Annotated in this window: 15 protein-coding genes; 8 read left to right on the forward strand and 7 right to left on the reverse strand. The window is 68.2% G+C overall.

The annotated features are described in order from the left end of the window. The first annotated feature begins 64 nt into the window (after positions 1-64). The gene (gene leuS, locus ACFWFP_RS17590; protein WP_379296229.1) at positions 65-2,905 is read left to right on the forward strand and encodes a leucine--tRNA ligase; all 2,841 of its coding nucleotides are present in this window, start codon (positions 65-67) and stop codon (positions 2,903-2,905) included. A gap of 119 nt (positions 2,906-3,024) precedes the next feature. Here leuS and ACFWFP_RS17595 read toward each other — a convergent pair whose 3' ends face one another. The 3 genes from ACFWFP_RS17595 to ACFWFP_RS17605 all read right to left on the reverse strand — a co-directional run bounded on the left by ACFWFP_RS17595 (position 3,025) and on the right by ACFWFP_RS17605 (position 5,158). Further along, positions 3,025-3,336 carry a hypothetical protein gene (locus ACFWFP_RS17595; RefSeq protein WP_379296231.1) on the reverse strand — a complete coding sequence of 104 codons (312 nt, stop codon included), beginning with the start codon at positions 3,334-3,336 and terminating at the stop codon, positions 3,025-3,027. Between the two features lie 150 nt (positions 3,337-3,486). Next, positions 3,487-4,275: a polysaccharide deacetylase family protein gene (locus ACFWFP_RS17600; protein ID WP_379296794.1), complete on the reverse strand. Its 789-nt coding sequence runs from the start codon at positions 4,273-4,275 to the stop codon at positions 3,487-3,489. 193 nt (positions 4,276-4,468) lie between these two features. After that, on the reverse strand, positions 4,469-5,158 hold the full coding sequence (locus tag ACFWFP_RS17605; RefSeq protein WP_379296233.1) for an SDR family oxidoreductase: 690 nt from the start codon (positions 5,156-5,158) through the stop codon (positions 4,469-4,471). Between the two features lie 85 nt (positions 5,159-5,243). On the opposite strand from ACFWFP_RS17605, the gene ACFWFP_RS17610 reads away from it, so the two are divergent. After that, positions 5,244-5,786, forward strand: coding sequence for a DUF6069 family protein (locus ACFWFP_RS17610; RefSeq protein WP_379296235.1), 543 nt, complete (start codon positions 5,244-5,246; stop codon positions 5,784-5,786). 54 nt (positions 5,787-5,840) lie between these two features. Continuing rightward, on the forward strand, positions 5,841-7,181 hold the full coding sequence (locus ACFWFP_RS17615) for an amylo-alpha-1,6-glucosidase (protein ID WP_379296237.1): 1,341 nt from the start codon (positions 5,841-5,843) through the stop codon (positions 7,179-7,181). Here ACFWFP_RS17615 and ACFWFP_RS17620 read toward each other — a convergent pair. Continuing rightward, positions 7,178-7,864: a pentapeptide repeat-containing protein gene (locus tag ACFWFP_RS17620; protein WP_379296239.1), complete on the reverse strand. Its 687-nt coding sequence runs from the start codon at positions 7,862-7,864 to the stop codon at positions 7,178-7,180. The two genes, ACFWFP_RS17615 and ACFWFP_RS17620, sit on opposite strands and share 4 nt — an antisense overlap. Positions 7,865-7,994: 130 nt before the next feature. Here ACFWFP_RS17620 and ACFWFP_RS17625 point away from each other — a divergent pair, with 130 nt between their 5' ends. Continuing rightward, on the forward strand, positions 7,995-8,729 hold the full coding sequence (locus tag ACFWFP_RS17625) for a glycoside hydrolase family 25 protein (RefSeq protein WP_379296241.1): 735 nt from the start codon (positions 7,995-7,997) through the stop codon (positions 8,727-8,729). A 67-nt stretch (positions 8,730-8,796) separates the two neighbouring features. Here the strand turns inward: ACFWFP_RS17625 and ACFWFP_RS17630 are convergent, their stop codons facing one another. The 3 genes from ACFWFP_RS17630 to ACFWFP_RS17640 all read right to left on the reverse strand — a co-directional run bounded on the left by ACFWFP_RS17630 (position 8,797) and on the right by ACFWFP_RS17640 (position 12,368). Continuing rightward, positions 8,797-10,857, reverse strand: a complete 2,061-nt coding sequence (locus tag ACFWFP_RS17630) for a PhoX family protein (protein ID WP_379296243.1) — start codon at positions 10,855-10,857, stop codon at positions 8,797-8,799. 156 nt (positions 10,858-11,013) lie between these two features. After that, positions 11,014-11,814 carry a hypothetical protein gene (locus tag ACFWFP_RS17635; RefSeq protein ID WP_379296245.1) on the reverse strand — a complete coding sequence of 267 codons (801 nt, stop codon included), beginning with the start codon at positions 11,812-11,814 and terminating at the stop codon, positions 11,014-11,016. A gap of 38 nt (positions 11,815-11,852) precedes the next feature. Continuing rightward, a complete protein-coding gene (locus ACFWFP_RS17640; RefSeq protein WP_379296247.1) occupies positions 11,853-12,368 on the reverse strand; it encodes a lipoprotein LpqH in 516 nt (171 codons plus the stop codon). Between the two features lie 158 nt (positions 12,369-12,526). Between ACFWFP_RS17640 and ACFWFP_RS17645 the strand changes: the two genes are divergently transcribed. From ACFWFP_RS17645 to ACFWFP_RS17660, 4 genes are read left to right on the forward strand one after another with little or no spacing between them, the layout of a single operon-like run. Further along, positions 12,527-13,840 carry a hypothetical protein gene (locus ACFWFP_RS17645; protein ID WP_379296796.1) on the forward strand — a complete coding sequence of 438 codons (1,314 nt, stop codon included), beginning with the start codon at positions 12,527-12,529 and terminating at the stop codon, positions 13,838-13,840. After that, a complete protein-coding gene (locus ACFWFP_RS17650) occupies positions 13,840-14,967 on the forward strand; it encodes a hypothetical protein (protein ID WP_379296249.1) in 1,128 nt (375 codons plus the stop codon). Before ACFWFP_RS17645 ends, ACFWFP_RS17650 begins: the two co-directional genes overlap by 1 nt. Further along, the gene (locus tag ACFWFP_RS17655) at positions 14,967-16,481 is read left to right on the forward strand and encodes a tetratricopeptide repeat protein (RefSeq protein ID WP_379296251.1); all 1,515 of its coding nucleotides are present in this window, start codon (positions 14,967-14,969) and stop codon (positions 16,479-16,481) included. Before ACFWFP_RS17650 ends, ACFWFP_RS17655 begins: the two co-directional genes overlap by 1 nt. Then, complete coding sequence (locus ACFWFP_RS17660; RefSeq protein WP_379296253.1) at positions 16,478-17,764, forward strand: CHAT domain-containing protein; 1,287 nt, start codon at positions 16,478-16,480, stop codon at positions 17,762-17,764. The genes ACFWFP_RS17655 and ACFWFP_RS17660 overlap by 4 nt, the downstream gene beginning before the upstream one ends.

Here is a 17,764-nt window from a genome sequence, read left to right on the forward strand (position 1 = left end):
CGTCAACGTTCTACGCTGTTAGACGATGTTTACCGGGGATCGGCGAGAACAAGAAGGCAGGACCGTGCAGGACACTCGTGCAACCGAGACTGACGTACCTCAGCACCGGTACAACGCCGAGCTGGCTGGGCGGATCGAACGCCGCTGGCAGCAGAACTGGACCGAGCGCGGCACCTTCAACGCGCCCAACCCGGTCGGGCCGCTCGCCGGGCAGACCCCGCCCGACAAGCTGTTCATCCAGGACATGTTCCCGTTCCCCTCGGGCGCGGGCCTGCATGTCGGCCACCCGCTGGGCTATATCGCCACCGACGTCTTCGGCCGCTACCACCGCATGCGTGGCCGCAACGTGCTGCACGCGCTCGGCTACGACGCCTTCGGCCTGCCCGCCGAGCAGTACGCCGTGCAGACCGGCGCGCACCCGCGGGTGACCACCGAAGCCAACATCGCGACGATGCAGCGTCAGCTGGACCGGCTGGGCCTGGGCCACGACCCGCGGCGTTCGTTCGCCACCACCGACCCCGAGTACTACCGGTGGACGCAGTGGATCTTCCTGCGCATCTACAACGCGTGGTACGACCAGGAAGCCGGTCGGGCCCGGCCGATCGCGGAGCTGGAAGAGCAGTTCGCCACCGGCGCGCGTCCGGTTCCCGAAGGCGACTGGAACACCATGCCGGCCGGTGAGCGCGGCGCGCTGATCGACTCTTATCGTCTGGTGTACCAGTCGGATTCGATCGTCAACTGGTGCCCGGGGCTGGGTACGGTGCTGTCGAACGAAGAGGTCACCACCGACGGGCGCAGCGAGCGCGGGAACTTCCCCGTGTTCCGTAAGCGTATGTGGCAGTGGATGATGCGCATCACCTCCTACTCCGATCGCCTGGTCGACGACCTGGACACCCTGGACTGGCCGGACAATGTGAAGTCCATGCAGCGCAACTGGATCGGGCGCTCGCGTGGCGCTCAGGTGCGGTTCGACGCGGACGGCGAGACCATCGAGGTGTTCACCACCCGTCCCGACACCCTGTTCGGCGCGACGTATGTGGTGCTGGCCCCCGAGCACGAGCTGGTCGACAAGCTGACCGCCGCCGCCTGGCCCGCGGGCACGGATGCCCGCTGGACCAACGACAGCGCCACCCCCGCCGAAGCTGTTGGCGCCTACCGCAAGTCGATCGCGGCGAAGTCGGATCTGGAACGGCAGGAGAACAAGGAGAAGACCGGCGTCTTCCTCGGCTCCTACGCCACCAACCCGGCCGACGGCTCGCAGGTGCCGATCTTCATCGCCGACTACGTGCTGAGCGGCTACGGCACCGGCGCCATCATGGCCGTGCCCGGCCACGACAGCCGTGACTGGGATTTCGCGACCGCGCTGAACCTGCCGATCATCGAGGTGATCGACGGTGGCAACGTTGCCGAAGCGGTCCATTCCGGCGAGGGAAAGCTGGTGAATTCCGGCTTCCTGAACGGTCTTTCGGTCGACGAGGCCAAGGCCACCATGATCGGTCACCTCGAAGCCGAGGGCCACGGCACCGGCACCGTCCAGTACAAGCTGCGCGACTGGCTGTTCGCGCGTCAGCGGTACTGGGGCGAACCGTTCCCGATCGTCTACGACGCCGACGGCGTGGCGCACGCGCTGCCGGAATCCATGCTGCCCGTGGAACTTCCGGAGATGGAAGACTTCGCGCCGGTCACCTTCGACGCCGACGACGCGAACTCCGAGCCGTCCCCGCCACTGGCCAAGGCCACCGACTGGGTGAACGTGGAGCTGGATCTGGGCGACGGGCCCAAGCAGTACCGCCGCGACACCAATGTGATGCCCAACTGGGCCGGTAGCTCCTGGTACCAGCTGCGCTACGCCGACCCCTCCAACACCGAGACGTTCTGCGCCGAGGAGAACGAGAAATACTGGCTGGGCCCGCGCACGGCCGAGCACGGCCCGAACGATCCGGGCGGTGTCGACCTGTACGTCGGCGGTGTGGAGCACGCGGTGCTGCACCTGCTGTACGCGCGGTTCTGGCAGAAAGTGCTCTTCGACCTGGGCGATGTGTCGGGCAGCGAGCCCTACCGCCGCCTGTACAACCAGGGCTATGTGCAGGGTTACGCCTACACCGACGAGCGTGGCGCGTATGTGCCCGCCGCCGAGGTCGTCGAGCGGGACGCGAAGTTCTTCTGGACCGGCGCCGACGGCGTGGAGATCGAGGTCTCCCAGGAGTACGGCAAGATCGGCAAGTCGCTGAAGAACGCCATCTCGCCCGACGAGATGTGTGACCTCTACGGCGCCGACACCTTCCGCTTCTACGAGATGTCGATGGGTCCGCTGGATACCTCGCGCCCGTGGGCGACCAAGGACGTCGTCGGCGCGCACCGCTTCCTGCAGCGCGTCTGGCGCCTGGTGGTCGACGAGGAAACCGGCGCGCTGAAGGCCACCGACACCGCGCCGTCGGACGAAACCCTGCGCCTGGTGCACCGCACCATCGCCGGCGTCGACGACGACCTGGCCGCGCTGCGCGACAACACCGCCGGTGCCAAGCTGATCGAGCTGACCAACCACCTCACCAAGAACTACCCCACCGGTGCCCCCCGCGCCGCCGTGGAACCCCTGGTGCTGATGCTCGCTCCGCTGGCTCCGCACATCGCCGAAGAACTGTGGGAACGCCTGGGCCACACCACATCCCTGGCCCACGGACCCTTCCCCGCCGCCGACCCCGCGCTGCTGGTGGCGGACTCGGTGGAATACCCGATCCAGGTGAAGGGCAAGGTTCGCAGCCGAATTCAGGTCCCCGCCGACGCCGACCCCGCGTCGATCGAGGCCGCCGCCCTGGCCGACGAGAAGGTCATCGCGCTGCTCGACGGTCAAGCGCCCCGCAAGATCATCGTGGTGCCGGGCAAGATGGTCAATATCGTCCCCTGACCTGCGGTACCGCTGTCGGCGAAGGCCCCGGAACGATCACTGACGAAAGTCATATCGCCGGGGCCGACGCCGGTTCCGCGAATCACCCGAAGGTGACCGGGCGCGGGCACGGCGGCTGTTTATTCGACAACACCGATGCCTGTGGCGAAGCCGGTAGGTCCGAGGCACATTCCGTTGACGACTCCCGGACCGAAGAAGAGACCAGTTACAGGCCCGGGCGCCGGTGCATTGGAGCCGAATCCGACCCCCGGTCCCATCCAAACACAGGTGTAGGCGTTTACCCCGCCGGTGTCAGATTGCGTTCCATCGAACGGGGCCCCGGCGGGTCCAGGATTCACAATGGGTAGTGCCGCCGCAGTTCCGGCCCCCAGCGCGATCGCCGGCACGATGGCCGCTGCCGCGATCGCCGCACGCACAGTGTTCTTGTTCATGATGCCTTCTCCTCTGGATAGTGCCGACGGTTCGGCGTTTCCTTTCTGGTAGGAAAAAACATACGGAGGAAAGGACAGGGTCCGCGTCCGTGCTGACGCCCGAAAGCACTGCGTGCTAGCACGCAGTGGCGACTTCGGTGATTCGTACCCTCAGGCTTGCACTTGCAGGACGTCGTTCAACGTCACCAGCGCCAAATTGCGTTCCCTGATGATGTCGACCAATTGGCCGTAGCAGTGAGTGACCGGGGGGAAATTCGCGTGGCCGATGATGATCGACTGGGCGGCGAAGTATTTGTGGGCGCACTCGATCAGATATTCCTCGGTGATGAGGCCCGAGTCGGAAAGGGAGCCGTACCACATGGTGGGGACGGTGTATCCGAGGTCGGCGGCCACCTTGTCGACGGTGGCGTTGTGATATCCGAACGGCGGACGATAGTACGGTGTGCCGTCGACGCCGAAGTTGTTGCGCAGGAACGTTTTCGTGCGGCTGAGCTGGTCAGCCACCTCGGTGGTGCTGATCTTGGTCAGGGCGGCGTGGTCCCAGGTGTGGTTGCCGAGCTGGATCTGACCCGATTCCACCAGGGGGCGCAGCGCGTTGCGGTGGATGGTCCAGGACTCGTAGTAGCCGGTGACGAAGAAGGTGAAGCGGGCGCCGGTGTCCTTCGCCCATTTCACGTACGCGCCGACGACTTCGGCGCTGGCGCCGTCGTCGACCGTCAGTGCCATGGTGAGCCCCTGACCGGGCAGCGCGGTGATGGGCTTCGGGGGGATGATCGACTTCGGGCCGCCCGGCGGCGGCGGGAGCAGGGGCTGGACGGGTACCGGAGCGGGCGGCGGCGTCGGGATCTCGCCGCCGGAACCCGCCTCGACGGTCTCACCCTCGGCGGTCGCGCAGCCGGTCAGCGCCACGGCGGTACCCGCAGCCAACATCGCCAGCATTCGACGTCTATCCACTTACGAACCCCTACTCGAGCCAGGTGCACCCGCCCGCGGGCCAGGGCACGATCAAATCAGCGGGACGGTACCCACCGAATCCATCGAGCGCCTGAACCAGCGGATACCTCTGTGCGAATTCCAGCGCCGACCCCATGGACGCAGTTATCGGCGACCATACCGAATCCCCTTGTCGCGGTCAGCGCGGCCGCAACACGATCTCGGTCGGATGCCCGTCACGTGGGGTGTCGACGGCGGTGCGCACCGCACCGGCCACCGTCTCGGCGGTGAGGAACTCCTCCGGCCGGTACTCGCGACCCTCGCCGGCGACGATCGCCCGCTGCATATCGGTGTCGATGCGACCGGGGAACAGCGAGGTCACCCGCAGCGCGGGCTCTTCCTGACGCAGCGCGTCGGCGAGGGCGCGCAGCCCGAACTTGCTGGCCGCGTAGGAGCCCCACCCGGGATGCGCGCGCAGTCCCGCGCCCGAATTGATGAGCACCACATGCCCGTTCGCGGCGCGCAGCGCGGGCAGCAACACCCTCGTCAGCTCGGCGATCGCGATCAGATTCACCTCGAGGGTTTCGCGCCACTGCTCGACCGAGGACTCGGCGACCGTTCCGAGGTCCGCGATTCCCGCGTTGTGCACGAGGACATCGAGTCGCGAGATCCGCTCGGCCGCCGCGGCCACCGCGGGGTAGTCGGTGAGCGCGACCGGCCAGCCCGTCGCCTCGGGCAGCTCGGTGAGAATCGGCTTCAGCGCGTCGGCGGATCTGGCACCGAGCAGCAGGTCGTGGGTGGGTGCGAGTTCGCGGGCGATCGCGGCACCGAGTCCACGGCTCGCACCGGTGATGAGAGCGGTCTGGGCGGGAGTACTGGTCACCGTCATACATCCCACGCTAGCGGGCACGCGGATCTCGACACCCTGGCCGTTTCCGCGCGCGGATGACTGCGCCGACTAGTACCGTCGGACTATGACCGATCCCCGGTACAACTACGGACCAGCGGACCCGCAGTACCCCCAGCACCAGGGCCAGCCTCAGTACGGCCAGGGCCAGCCCCACTATCCTCAGGGCGAACCGGAGCCCAAGGTCAATGTGGGCAAGCTGTGGGCAGGCGGTATCGGCACGGCTGTCGTGGCCGCGTTGCTGGTGGTCGTCGCGATCATGCTGATCCGCGGTGTGCTCGGCATCGCGATCCTCTCGCCCGAGGGCGCGGGTGCGTACGGCACCGTCTCCACCACCTCCTACGCCATCGCCGCCGCGGCTGCCGCCCTGCTGGCCACGGCGCTGTTGATGGTGCTGCTGCTGGCGATGCCGAGCCCGCTCACCTTCTTCACCTGGATCTGCCTGCTCCTGACGGCCGTCGCGGTGATTCTGCCGTTCACACTGGTCGCCGACCTGGACGCCAAGATCGCGACCGCGGCGATCAACCTGCTGGTCGGGCTGTGCATCACCACCATGCTCAGCTCGGTCGGTTCGGCGGCGCAGAACGGGTCGCGTCAAGCCGGGTACTGATCGTCACAGTGCCGTCGAGATGCCCTGGGGCCCGCTCCACCGCAGAATAGATAGATGACCGACCCCGGTTTCACCTCGACGCAGCTCGCGGCCCGCGCCGCCTACCTCCTGCGGGGCAACGACCTGGGCACGATGACCAGCGCCGCGCCCCGCCTCTACCCACACATGTGGAGCTGGGACGCGGCGTTCGTCGCGGTGGGGCTGGCGCCGTTGAGCGTGGAACGGGCGGTGGTCGAGCTCGACACACTGCTGTCGGCGCAGTGGAAGAACGGGATGATCCCGCACATCGTGTTCGCCAACGGTGTCGACGGGTACTTCCCCGGGCCCGCGCGGTGGGAATGTCGCAAGCTGGCGAGCAACGCCCCCGACGGCCCCGACACCTCCGGCATCACCCAACCGCCGGTGCACGCCATCGCCGTGCAGCGCATCCTCGACCATTCCCGCAGGCACGGGCGCTCCACCCGCGCGGTCGCCGAGGAATTCCTGAACCGCCGCTGGCCTGATCTGGTGCGCTGGCACCGCTGGCTCGCCCATGCCCGCGACCCGAAGGAAACCGGGCGGGTCACGCTGTACCACGGCTGGGAATCCGGGATGGACAACTCGCCGCGCTGGGACCGCGCCTACGCCAATGTTGTTCCGGGGACGGATCTTCCGCCGTACCGCCGCGCCGACACCTCGATCATCGCCGACCCCACCCAGCGGCCGAGCGACCGTGAGTACGACCGCTACCTGTGGCTGGTCGAGCAGATGCGCCGCGCGAACTACGACGATTTCCAGCTCACCTCGGTGATGAGTTTCGCCGTGGAGGACGTGTTCGTGTCCGCGATCTTCGCGCTGGCCTGCGAGGTGCTGGCCGATATCGGCGAGGAGTACAAACAACCGCACGCCGACGTCCGTGAACTGCACGGCTGGGCCGAACGTTTCCGCAAGGGCGTGGTCGCCACCACCGACGAACGGACCGGCGCCGCACGGGATTACGACGTCCGACTGCAGCGCTGGATCAGCACCGAGACCCTCGCCATGTTCGCCCCGCTGATCTCGGGCGGCCTGTCGCGCCACGCCGAGCGCGCCCTGCTCAACACCTTCGAAGGCCCGCGCTTCTGCGGCCACCCCGACCTGCGCTACGCCCTGCCCCCGTCGACCTCCCCGGTCTCCAAGGACTTCCGGCCCCGCGAATACTGGCGCGGCCCCGTCTGGCCGGTCATGAGCTGGCTGTTCTCCTGGGCATTCGCCCGCCGGGGCTGGGCGGAGCGCTCCTACATGCTCCGCGCCGAAGGTCTGCGCCAGGCCGGCGACGGCAGCTTCGCCGAGTACTACGAGCCGTTCACCGGCGCTCCGCTGGGGAGCATGCAGCAATCCTGGACTGCCGCTTCGGTTCTCGACTGGCTCGGCTAGTTCTCCGCGATGCCGGCGTGCCATTCGACGGTGATGCCGAGTTCGCGCGCGAGAGTCGACGCCAGTCCCTCCGGGTCGCCGCCGTTGATGGTGGCGCCGCGCAGCGCGGTGATGCCGTAGATGCCGGTGAGGTCGCAGTCTTCGAAGCGCAGATTCTGCTGGATGCGGGCGCCGGTGAAACGGGCGCCGACGAGGTTGCAGCGTTCGAAGCGGACGTTGCGGAACTCGGTGCCCTGGAAGTCGGCTTGACGTAGGTCGCAGTCGCGGAACACCACGGTGCGCAGGCGGGATTGGGCGAAGGAGGACAGGTCGGCGCGCGTGGAGTCGATCAGCACATCGCGGAGAACTCCTGCGGTCCAGGACAATCCGGTGAGGCGGCCGTTGTCGATCAGGGTTTCGATCATCGAGGAATCGTCGGCCTGGACGTTGGCCAGATCGCAGACGCGCAAGGTGGATTCGGCGAGCGTGCTGTGCCGCAACGTGCTCGGAAACCGAACACTGTCGAACAGGCAGGCCTCGACGCTGATACCGGAGACGTGACGCTCGGCGAAATCCACGTCGCGATATTCGACGTCGGTCACGGTGAGTTCGTCGATCGGGTCGTCGCCGGGCGAGACCGCGGGTCGCAGCGCCCCCGGCTTCGCCACCGCCGGCTCGAACCGCACCTCACGCTTGCGCGCCATGCCACCACTTCCTGTCAGCCGATGTCCGGACCAAGATACGGGCACGGGCCGACAGGCTTTCCGTAACTATTCACAGACACTCACCAACACCACTGGTCACACAGGCAACAAATCACTACGGTCGACGGCCATGGACACCCAGCGCTGGAGTTCGACGGTTCGTGGTTGTGTTGCGCTCATCGCCCTGGCCTGCGTGCTGCCCGCTACCGCGCAGGCGGAGCCCAGCGGGCCGGATGTGTCGTCCTGGCAGCACGTGGACGGACGGATGATCGACTGGCACGCGGTGCGCGCGGCCGGACATCAGTTCGCGATGGTGAAGGCCACCGAGGGTCTGCACTACATCAATCCGTACTTCGTGCAGGACAGCATTCTGATGCGAACCGCCGGGGTGGCGCGCGGCACCTATCATTTCGCCCGCCCCGAACTGCCGCCGGAACCGCAGGCCGCGATGTACGCGGCGACGGTCCTCGGCCAGAACGGGCCCCTCGACCTTCCCCCGGTGCTCGACCTGGAAACTTCGGGCGGTCTGGCCCCCGCCGCGCTCATCGACTGGACCCACCGCTACCTCAACGCGCTGCAAACCCTCACCGGCCGCACGCCCATCATCTACACCTACCCGCACTTCTGGAAGACCGCGATGGCCGACACCAGCGCCTTCACCCGCTACCCGCTCTGGATCGCCGACTACAGCGGCAACGACCAGCCCGAAGTCCCCGGCAACTGGCCCACCTGGACCTTCTGGCAAACCACCGACCGCGGCACCGTCCCCGGCATCAGCGGCGGCACGGATCTCAACATCTACAGCGGCGCGCAAGGCGACCTCGCCCGCTTCGCCAACATGTCCGGCATGTTCGGCAGCAGCTGAGGCCGGACATGACAAAACCGCTACCCGCCCAGCCGGGTAGCGGTTTCGTCAGCGGATCGGGGGTCGGCTAGACGCCGATTCGTCCGCCGTTCTTCTTCCAGACGACCGCGACGGCGGGACGCGGCTGCGAGGTGCCGCCGTCGGGCCAGTGGGACTGCGGGTTGTCGGGGGTGGCGTCGTCGGCCTCACCAGGGTGCTGGACCGACACGATGACGTGGGATTCGGTGACGATCGGGCCGCAGGTCTCGGCGCCCTTGGGGACGGTGAGGAACTGCTTGGTCTCACCGCGGTTGGGGCCGTCGAGGATCACCGAGAACAGGCCGTCGTTGGTCTTGAGGGCGTTGCCGTCGGTGGAGATCCACAGGTTGCCGTACGGGTCGAAGGCCAGGTTGTCCGGGCAGGAGATCGGGCTGACCTTGGTCTTGTCGAAGCCGGCGAAGTAGGTGTCGGCGGCGGCGGGGTCACCGCAGACCAGCAGCAGCGACCAGGTGAAGTCGGTGCCGGTGTGGTTGTCGGTGAGCTCGAGGACCTGGCCGTTCTTGTTCAGCTTGCGCGGGTTGGCCTCGTCGACGCCCGGCTTGTCGTCCTTGGCGCGGTTGTCGTTGTTGGTCAGCGCCACATAGACCTTGCCGGTGAACGGGTTGGCCTCGAAGTCCTCGGGGCGGTCCATCTTGGTGGCGCCGACCTTGTCGGCGGCCAGCCGGGTGAACACCGCCACCTCGGCGGCCGACATGCCCTCGACCAGGGACTTGCCCTTGCCGTCGTCGCCGGTCTCGAGCAGCGGAATCCACTGCCCCTTGCCGGTGAAGCCCTTGTCGGAGGGGACCGCGCCGCTGCCGTCGATCTTGTCGGCGTGATCGCCGGTGAGCTTGGCGACGTAGAGGGTGCCCGCGTCGAGGATGGTCAGGTTGTGCCGCATCGCGGAAGCACCGGTGCCGGACTGCATCTTGCGCGAGGAGATGAACTTGTACATGTAGTCGAACTTCTCGTCGTCGCCGGTGTAGGAGACGACATCACCGGAGTCGGTGACGTAGATCGACGCGCCCTCGTGCTTGAGGCGGCCCATCGCGGAGTGCTTGATCGGCGTGGACGAGGCGTCCCACGGGTTGACCTCGACGACGTAACCGAAACGGTTGGCCTCGTTGGGTTCCTGGCTCAGGTCGAAGCGCTTGTCGGTGCGCTCCCACTGGTTCGGCGTGCCGCCCTTGGGGAAGCCGTAGCGCTTGACGCGCCCCTGCGGGTCGGAGGCCTTGTCACCGTTGGCGAAGTAGCCGTTGAAGTTCTCTTCACCGGACAGCACTGTGCCCCACGGAGTCACGCCACCGGCACAGTTGGCGAAGGTGCCGAGCACCTTCTTGCCCGACGGGTCGGCGCCGGTGATGGTGAACGCGCTGCCTGCGGCCGGACCGGTGAGCAGGAACTCGCTGTCGGCGGTGATGCGGCGGTTGTACTTGCCGAAGACCGGGGTGAGCTTGCCGGAGCCCGCTTCACCCTTGACCTCGACCACGGCCATGCCGTGGGCGGCCTTGGTGATCGCGATCTGCTCGTCGGTCGGGGCGTCTTTGTTGTACCCGCGGAACATCATCGGGCCGGTGGTGTACTCGTGGTTGACCACGAGCAGGTAGCTGTTGGCCTGGCCCTCGATCGGCATCAGCGCGGCGAAGTCGTTGTTGTAGCCGAACTGCTTCAGCTGCGCCGCGGCGGTCTGCTTGTCGAAATCGAACGCGGGAGCGTCGGCGAAGATCGGGTCACCCCAGCGGATGACGACCTGCTGGTCGTAGCCCTCCGGAATGGTCAGCGCGTCTTCCTTGTTCGGCGCCACCGCGGTGAAAGCCGTTCCGGTGCCGGGGGTTCCGGCCGGGGTCGGGGCCGGGGTCTTCGCGGCCTCGGAGTCGTCACCACAGGCGGCCAGCGCACTCGCGGCACCGACAGCCAGCACCGCCGCCGCGCCGCCCTTGATCAGGCCGCGGCGGTTGAGGCCGCTGACGATGTCACCGAAGTAGGCACCCTCGGAGGTGTTCGGCGGCTCGTGAAAGCAGGCGTTGCCGCACTTGTATTCACAGGTCAGGGCGGCGCGTGCCGACTGACCGTCATGCTTGACGAACAGGGCGAGCGGTTTCGGACTCACGGTGACTCCTGAGTAGAACGGACTCCGGGCACCGTAAGCAGCCCAAGCGAGCCATCGGGAACGCGTAGATGAACGGACGACCAAAACTCGGCGCGCGCTGTGACCGATCACGGATGGATCAGCCACAGCGCGCGCCGAGTGCGCAGGGAGGTGTCATCAGGCGTTGACCGGAAGGGAGATCACCACTTCCTGCTCGTTGCCAGGAAGATAGTGCACCTGCACGATCCGGCCGACCTGCACGTGCCCGACCGCGGTGGGCGGCAGGTATTTCTCGGCGCGGGTCTCGAAGGTGGTGCCGTCCGGGCGGGTGACCACCAGGCCGAGCGCGATCTCGGTGTAGCCGCCGCGGATGCGACCGGGAACATCCAGGCTGCGGACCACGGCCTGGGCGGCCAGCCCGCGTTCGGCGATGTCGAGCTTGCCGCGGGTGGTGATGCCCTTGCGGATGAGTGATTCGTTCATCGCCCGCTGGGCTGCGCCATTGTCGCCGGAGCGGTCGACCTCGACCTTGTCGGTGCGACCGGGCAGGTACCGGACCGGCAGCACGACGCCCGGCTGCAGCAGGGCCAGTTCGGTGAGCGGCACGATCATCTTGGCGTGCGAGTCGAAGACCTTTCCGTCGGACCCCTCGACCCGGAAAGCGATCTTGACCTGCGGTTGGTCGTTCACCGAGACGCCGGTCTGCCGGAACGAGGTGATGGTGCCGATACCGACCGCGCCGTCGCGGAACTCGCTGCTGTTGCGGCCGGTGAAAGCTTCGAGGATGCCGTCGCCGGTGAAGGCGAAAACGATCGGAACGATGGTGAGCGCGATGATCGGCAGGGCCATCTGGGGACCGACCCAGCCGAGCATCGCGCCGGTGTATTCGTCGGGGGTGTAGGTGAGTCCGTAGTAGAGGTAGTAGCCGATGGCGAGGATTCCGAAGGCGACCGCGGCCGCACGCAGCGTGGATTTCATGATTTCTCCTTGGATGGATGCGACCGGGTCGCGAGAGGTCAAGCGCCGACGATGGTGGAGCAGGCGAAGGTGATGTCGAACTTCACCGTCGACGGGCCCGCCAGCGGGTTGGTCATGTCGGCGCTGATGCCCTCGCCGGTGATGCGGTAGGTGTTGCCGTCCTTGGCCAGGGTCGCCGAACCGCCGGGCTGGCCGTTGCCGTAGCCGACGGCGTAGGGCAGGCCGTTGGCACCGCCCTGGCTACCGCCGACGGCGACCGCCTGGACCTTCTCGCCTTCGACCGACGCGCTGACCGAGAGGCTGCCGTAGGTGGCGTTGGCGGTGTCGGTGAGCGCCAGGGCCAGGGTGCCTCCCTGCTTGGCACAGGTGGTGTCGAACTTCGCGGCGAATTCCTTGCCGTCGACCGTCGCGGTGGACTTGCCCGCGGCCGGGGCCGGAGCTGCCGATCCGGCGGTGCTCGGGGAGGTGGTGCCCGCATCGTTGCTGCAACCGGTGACGAACAGCGCGGTGGCGGCGGCGGAAGCGGCGAGGGCGGCGATCAGCTTGGTGTTCATGGTGGTTTCCGTTTCTCTCGGTGTGACCGGGCTGGTAACCCGTTGAGAGAAAGGTAGAAATCTTTCCCCGCCTACCGATCCCAACTTTCGTGCTCGGTAACCGCCGCACCGGCCGCCGAAGATACCTATAACCTGGTCGGATGCGGAGACCGCGCGCCATGGTGCTCGATGAGGTGTGGCGGGGGCTCGACGGTGTCGACGCGTTGAGCGGGGCCGATGGTGGGCCGTTGCGGCGGACGGTGAAGTTGATTCTCGATCCGCTGGTGCTGCGGCCGATGCAGCATCCCGGGCTGGCGTCGAGCATGCTCGACGAGGACGGGATCGCGCTGCTCACGGCACTGGTGCACGCGCAGTCCGATGCGCTGCGGGCCTGTGCGGCGTGGTTCGTTGTCCTCAAGCAGGTGCGACGGCGGCTGCGGATCACCGAGGGGAACGCCCAGGATCTGTACTTCCAGCGCTGTTTCGAGCTGGCGACTGTCGCCGGTGCGCCGGAGGGGGACCGCGCGCAGGCGAGGGCCGAGGCGATGCTGCGGGAAGTCCATGAGAGCACCGGCGGGCGCACCACCGCCGCGCTGAAACGTCATCTCACCGACCCGGCCCGCGCCGCCGAGCTGGCAGAACTGCTCGACATCGCCTGGGCACGCCGCCCGCTCGCTCCCTACGGCGCCCGGGATCTGGCGGCCGAACTGACCGAGCTGCTCGAAGCCTGCACGCTCGCCCGCTCGGGCGATCCGGCCGATGCGGGACCGCTGTTCGACGACATCGTCGACAGCGGCGCGGGCACCCGGCGCGGGATCGCCCTGTGGCTCGCGCATCCCGGCGCGGGCGCCGACGATCTGGGTCTCACCATCTGTTCCAGGCCACAGCGACCCGAGCTCGGCGCGTCGGCGTCGACCGCGAGTCTCGGTCTGCCCTTCGACCGGACCGTGTACGAGCGGGTCTTCACGGTGTTGCAGGGCAGCATCGATCGGACCGACCTCCCCGAGATTCCGGAGCTGGTCACACGGGAGATCTCGCGCAGTTGCTCGCCATGGGGTCTGCTCGACGAATCGCTGCGGGTCGCCGCGGCGGCGGGTTCCGAACTGGCGCTGGGTCTCTCACCGATCGCAAACACGGCGGCCGGGGTCGACCAGGCACCCTCGTCGCGTGCGCACGATGTGGTGAACGGTCGCTGGCGGCGGGAAGGGTATGTGCTCCAAGCCCGTCGGTACGCGGTGCACGTGGTCGACGGGCAGACGGGACCGCTCGCGGCGGTGGCCGCCGAGTTACGCACGCCGTGGCGCCCGTATTCACGCCGGTTGTGGGTGCGTTTGCACGGTCGGGACGTGCGCGAGCTGCCGGTGTTCGATCCCGGTGAGCTGTGGGATCTGCTCGACGGTGTCGCCCGGTCGGTGATCCTGGACCACCGCACCCGGGTCAAACAGGCGCTGACCGCCGACACCGTGGCCGATGTGGAAGCGAGGGCCAGCTGATGACGGTCGTCCACCTTCGCCGTGCGGAGCCGGGCCTGGTCGTGATCGCTCCGGAGCGGGCGCCACTGGTCACCGATGCCGCGCCGGGGCTCGATGTGCTGGTCCTCGAAGTGAGTGGGGGACATCTGAGTTGGAGTCTGTTCGGCGACCAAGTGGTACCCGCGGCGGTGCTCGACGATGTCGAGGCGGCGCAGGACTGGGTGTGGGCGGTGTACGGCGAAGCGGTCGCCTCAGCTGTCGCGGACGACCAGCCCGCAGCGCTGACAGCCTTGCCCGCCCGGCCGGAGTCGACGGCGGCCCTGCGGCGACTCGCCTATGCGCACTGGGCGAGTCGGTGGTGGCCCGCGTCGACTGTCGACGGGATTCCCGCCCTTGATCCGCAGCTGCTGGTCGAGGAGATCGAGGCGCTGACCGAGCAGTGCGAGATGATGTTCGACGGAGACATCGACGAGCGGTCCGGTGCGCTGGGCGCCGGCGCGGGGCTCGGCACGGAGGTGGCCTCCGACGGCGGGGGCGATGTCGAGCTGTTCGATGCTCCGGGTGACCGGGGTCCCGAAGGCGATGGCGCGTCGATCGGTCGATCACGTGGTCGCGCTGAGGATTACGCGCTGGCCGCTGGTGGTGCGGATTCGCCCGACGGGCTGATCGTCGCGCGCGGCAGTGGTGGCTGGGACTGGCGGCGTTGCCCGCCCGGCATTCTCGACGCGGGCGAGCACGCCGTGTCCTGGCAGGTGTCCCGGGCGGCCGGGGTATCGACGGTGCGGGTCAGCGTGGTCGCCGCGCCGGATTGCCGGCGACGGGTCCCCGAACACCTTCGGCCACACGCGCGGGTACGAGTGCGGCTGTCCGCCGACACCGGCGATGACCGACCGGAACCCGATGTAGAGATGTCCTTGCACCTGCGGGGCGATGCCTGGACCTCCTCCGCGCGAATCCCCGGCACGCCGGAAAGCTCGCCGGAGATCACCATCTTCGTACCCGGCGCCGGTCCCGCCGATCAGCAGGAAGACGAGTCGGCCGCCCGGAATCGGATCCGCCGATTCGCCCGCGCCCGGCTCACCGAACACACCGGCGACCAGCGCCTGACCGCCGAAACAGCGGCCGCGGAAACAGACGAGGACTTCTGATGGCAGCCACCGGCAGGACATCCGATCGCGACGACGCCCAGCTCACCGCGGGGTACGCGGCCTATCAGCGTGGCGATGTGGTCGCGGCGCTGGAGATCTTCGAGCAGGCAGCCGACGGTGCGGCGCCGAGATTGCGCAGTGCCGCGCTGATCAACGCCGCGAGCATGGCCGACGAGCTCGGGGAGCATCGGCGGTCGGTGGTGCTGTTCCGCACGGCTTTGGCGGAAATGCCCGACGATGCCGCACATCAGCGACCCGCGGCATTGGTGAATCTGTCGCAGGCGCTCCAGCATCTGGGCGAGTTCGATGCCGCGCAGGATGTGCTCGAGCAGGCGCGTGCGCTGCTCGAAGACAGCACCGATCAGGGGCTGCTGCGGGTGGCGTGTCTGTTGTCGCTGACGGCGGTCGCGCTGCACCGGCAGCAGTGGGCGCGAGCCGGTGAGCTGGCGGTCGAATCGCTCGGTGTGACAGAACGTTTCGCGCCGGAGCTGGCCGGTCACCCGTTGATGAACCTGGCGGCCTGCTCGTTCGAGACCGGCCGCTGGGAACTGGCTGTCGACTTCGCTCGACAGGGGGTGGCCGCCTTCGCCGCGGCGGGCGAGGCCGCCTCGGTCGCGGAGTCACAGCAGAACCTGGCCACCATGCTGGTGCGGGCCGGGCATTTCGACGAGGCCCAGGAGCCGCTGCTGGCCAGTCAGGAGTTCTTCGAGGCCGGCGAACTGGGTCACTGGTCCGGGATCGGGTCCAAGACGATGGGCTTTCTCGCCGAACGCCGCGATGACTTCGGTACGGCGCGTGCGCATTACGAGCGGGCGCTGGATCGATTCGACTCCACCGGGGCCGTGGTGGACGCGGCGGACGTCCGGCTGCGCCTCGCCACCGTCGCCTGTGCGGAAGGTGATCTCGCGACCGCCGAAGAGCTGCTCGACGCGTCGTTCTCGGTCTATGCCGCACAGGGACTCGGGATGCACTGCGCCCAGCTCGACTACTGGCACGCCGAGCTCCTCCACGCCTGGATCGAGCAAGCGGCACACCCGGATCCAGACCTCGTGGCCCGTGCGGTCTCCCTGGCTGTCCCCGCCGCGCTCGCCATCGACGCCGTTCGCCACACTCTCCCCAACGGCAACCAGCGCGAGCACTGGCACCGCACTGTCGCCGAACCCGCCATGCGCGTCGCCTTCCGCTGCGCCGCCCTCGCCGGAAACGGCCGGCTGGTGAGCGATCTGATCGAGACACAATGCGCTGGAACCGCTCTCGATCCCGGCGCACACACCGACGGCACAGCACCCGGCCTCGAATTCCAGCTGTTCGATCCCGCGTCCGTCGAGCAGATCACCACACCGGCCCTGCAACTCGGCGCCGCACTCGCCGACGTCGCCACCGCCGCGGGCATCCCCGTGGCGCCACCACCCCGACTGATCGATCACGGCCGGATAGTCCTGGCGGACTTCATCTCCCACGCCGAGCAACGCTACGGCCGCCCCGTCCGCGACACCCGGGTGATCGCGCTATGAACGGACCGGCACCGCAAACGCCCTCGGCAGCCGAACCCAGCAGTGCGCCCACCGCATTCATCAGGCTGGCCGACGCCGGTGACGTGTACGTGTCGTGGCGGTGGGCCGACGACGCGTTGGCGCGTGGCGTTGCGGTGCTGCCCCGGGACCAAGTGCGCGAGACACTGCGACTGCTGACCGATGCGGTACCCGATCCCACGCGACCCGACGAGCTGCGGCGGGTCATGACTGTGGGGGCGCTGGCTGATCCGGAGGCGGAAAGTGTGTTGGCGCAAGCGCTGTCACGCACCCTGCTGCCCTATGGGCTCGCCGTGCAGCTCTATGAACTGTCGCAGCGTGGGATTCGGCCGCATCTGCGAATCCAGCCTTCGCCCAGGCTGGCGCAGGTGCCGTGGGAGATCCTCGCCCCCGATCCCGGGATCCGGCTGCTGGACATCGCCGATGTGAGCCTGCTCGCGCCGGTGTCGGTGGTGCACGCGCCGGACCGGATCGTGCACCGCTGGAACGACACTCGCGAGCTGCCCGTGGTCGCGGTGCTCGATCCGCGCGTGCCGGGATTTCGCGCCGACTCCGAACTCGGCTCGGTGCTCGGCAGGCCCTCCACGGAAACCCTGGTGGCACAACACTTCGGCCGCTATGGAGATCGCGTGGTCCCCCGGGTCGACGACGCGGTCGAACTCTTCCGTCGCGCCGACACCGACCGCGACTGGTTGTCCGAGGTCCTGCGGGCAGGCGCGAGCCGGCTCGTGTACGTCGGCCATGTCACCGCTCCCGCACCGGAATCGGGCCGCAGCGAACACGCCGAACTCCACCTCAGCTGCACCGCCGATACCCGGGGCTTCGCGGCGGCGAACCGCACCCACCGCCCGCTCTCGGCGAAAGATCTCCTCCTCGGTACCCACACACTCGACTCCACCCCCGTCCCCGGACGTGACCGGTGGCCGATGCCGAGCCGCGTCGCCCTCATCGCCTGCGAGAGCGGCGGCGACCTGCGTTTCACCGAGGCCCTCGGCCTCACCACCGCGGCCCTCTCGGCGGGCGCCGAACTCGTCACCGCCACCCGCTGGCCGCTGCCCACCGACCACGCCTTCCACACCCTCACCCCCACCACAGGCCACCCGCTGCAGGCCGCGATCTGCGCCGTGGACACCGCGCACGATTCCTCCACACCCGTCCCCACCCTGCTGACCTGGCAGCGATCACAGTTGTCCGCATGGCGGGATGCGCCCGCGCCCGAGAACTCACCCCTGCTCTGGGCGGCCTTCGCCACCGTCACCGGCTGA

This window comes from Nocardia sp. NPDC060249, from assembly GCF_042728755.1.
Classification (GTDB): Bacteria; Actinomycetota; Actinomycetes; order Mycobacteriales; family Mycobacteriaceae; genus Nocardia.

Bases quoted from the DNA above. Each gene is read 5' to 3' on its own strand.
- ACFWFP_RS17625 (WP_379296241.1), top strand. From the start codon at position 7,995: ATGGACACCCAGCGCTGGAGTTCGACGGTTCGTGGTTGTGTTGCGCTC.
- ACFWFP_RS17655 (WP_379296251.1), top strand. From the start codon at position 14,967: ATGGCAGCCACCGGCAGGACATCCGATCGCGACGACGCCCAGCTCACC.
- ACFWFP_RS17615 (WP_379296237.1), top strand. From the start codon at position 5,841: ATGACCGACCCCGGTTTCACCTCGACGCAGCTCGCGGCCCGCGCCGCC.
- ACFWFP_RS17605 (WP_379296233.1), bottom strand. From the start codon at position 5,158: ATGACGGTGACCAGTACTCCCGCCCAGACCGCTCTCATCACCGGTGCG.
- ACFWFP_RS17595 (WP_379296231.1), bottom strand. From the start codon at position 3,336: ATGAACAAGAACACTGTGCGTGCGGCGATCGCGGCAGCGGCCATCGTG.
- ACFWFP_RS17635 (WP_379296245.1), bottom strand. From the start codon at position 11,814: ATGAAATCCACGCTGCGTGCGGCCGCGGTCGCCTTCGGAATCCTCGCC.
- ACFWFP_RS17610 (WP_379296235.1), top strand. From the start codon at position 5,244: ATGACCGATCCCCGGTACAACTACGGACCAGCGGACCCGCAGTACCCC.
- ACFWFP_RS17660 (WP_379296253.1), top strand. From the start codon at position 16,478: ATGAACGGACCGGCACCGCAAACGCCCTCGGCAGCCGAACCCAGCAGT.
- ACFWFP_RS17600 (WP_379296794.1), bottom strand. From the start codon at position 4,275: ATGCTGGCGATGTTGGCTGCGGGTACCGCCGTGGCGCTGACCGGCTGC.
- ACFWFP_RS17650 (WP_379296249.1), top strand. From the start codon at position 13,840: ATGACGGTCGTCCACCTTCGCCGTGCGGAGCCGGGCCTGGTCGTGATC.
- ACFWFP_RS17620 (WP_379296239.1), bottom strand. From the start codon at position 7,864: ATGGCGCGCAAGCGTGAGGTGCGGTTCGAGCCGGCGGTGGCGAAGCCG.
- ACFWFP_RS17645 (WP_379296796.1), top strand. From the start codon at position 12,527: ATGGTGCTCGATGAGGTGTGGCGGGGGCTCGACGGTGTCGACGCGTTG.
- ACFWFP_RS17640 (WP_379296247.1), bottom strand. From the start codon at position 12,368: ATGAACACCAAGCTGATCGCCGCCCTCGCCGCTTCCGCCGCCGCCACC.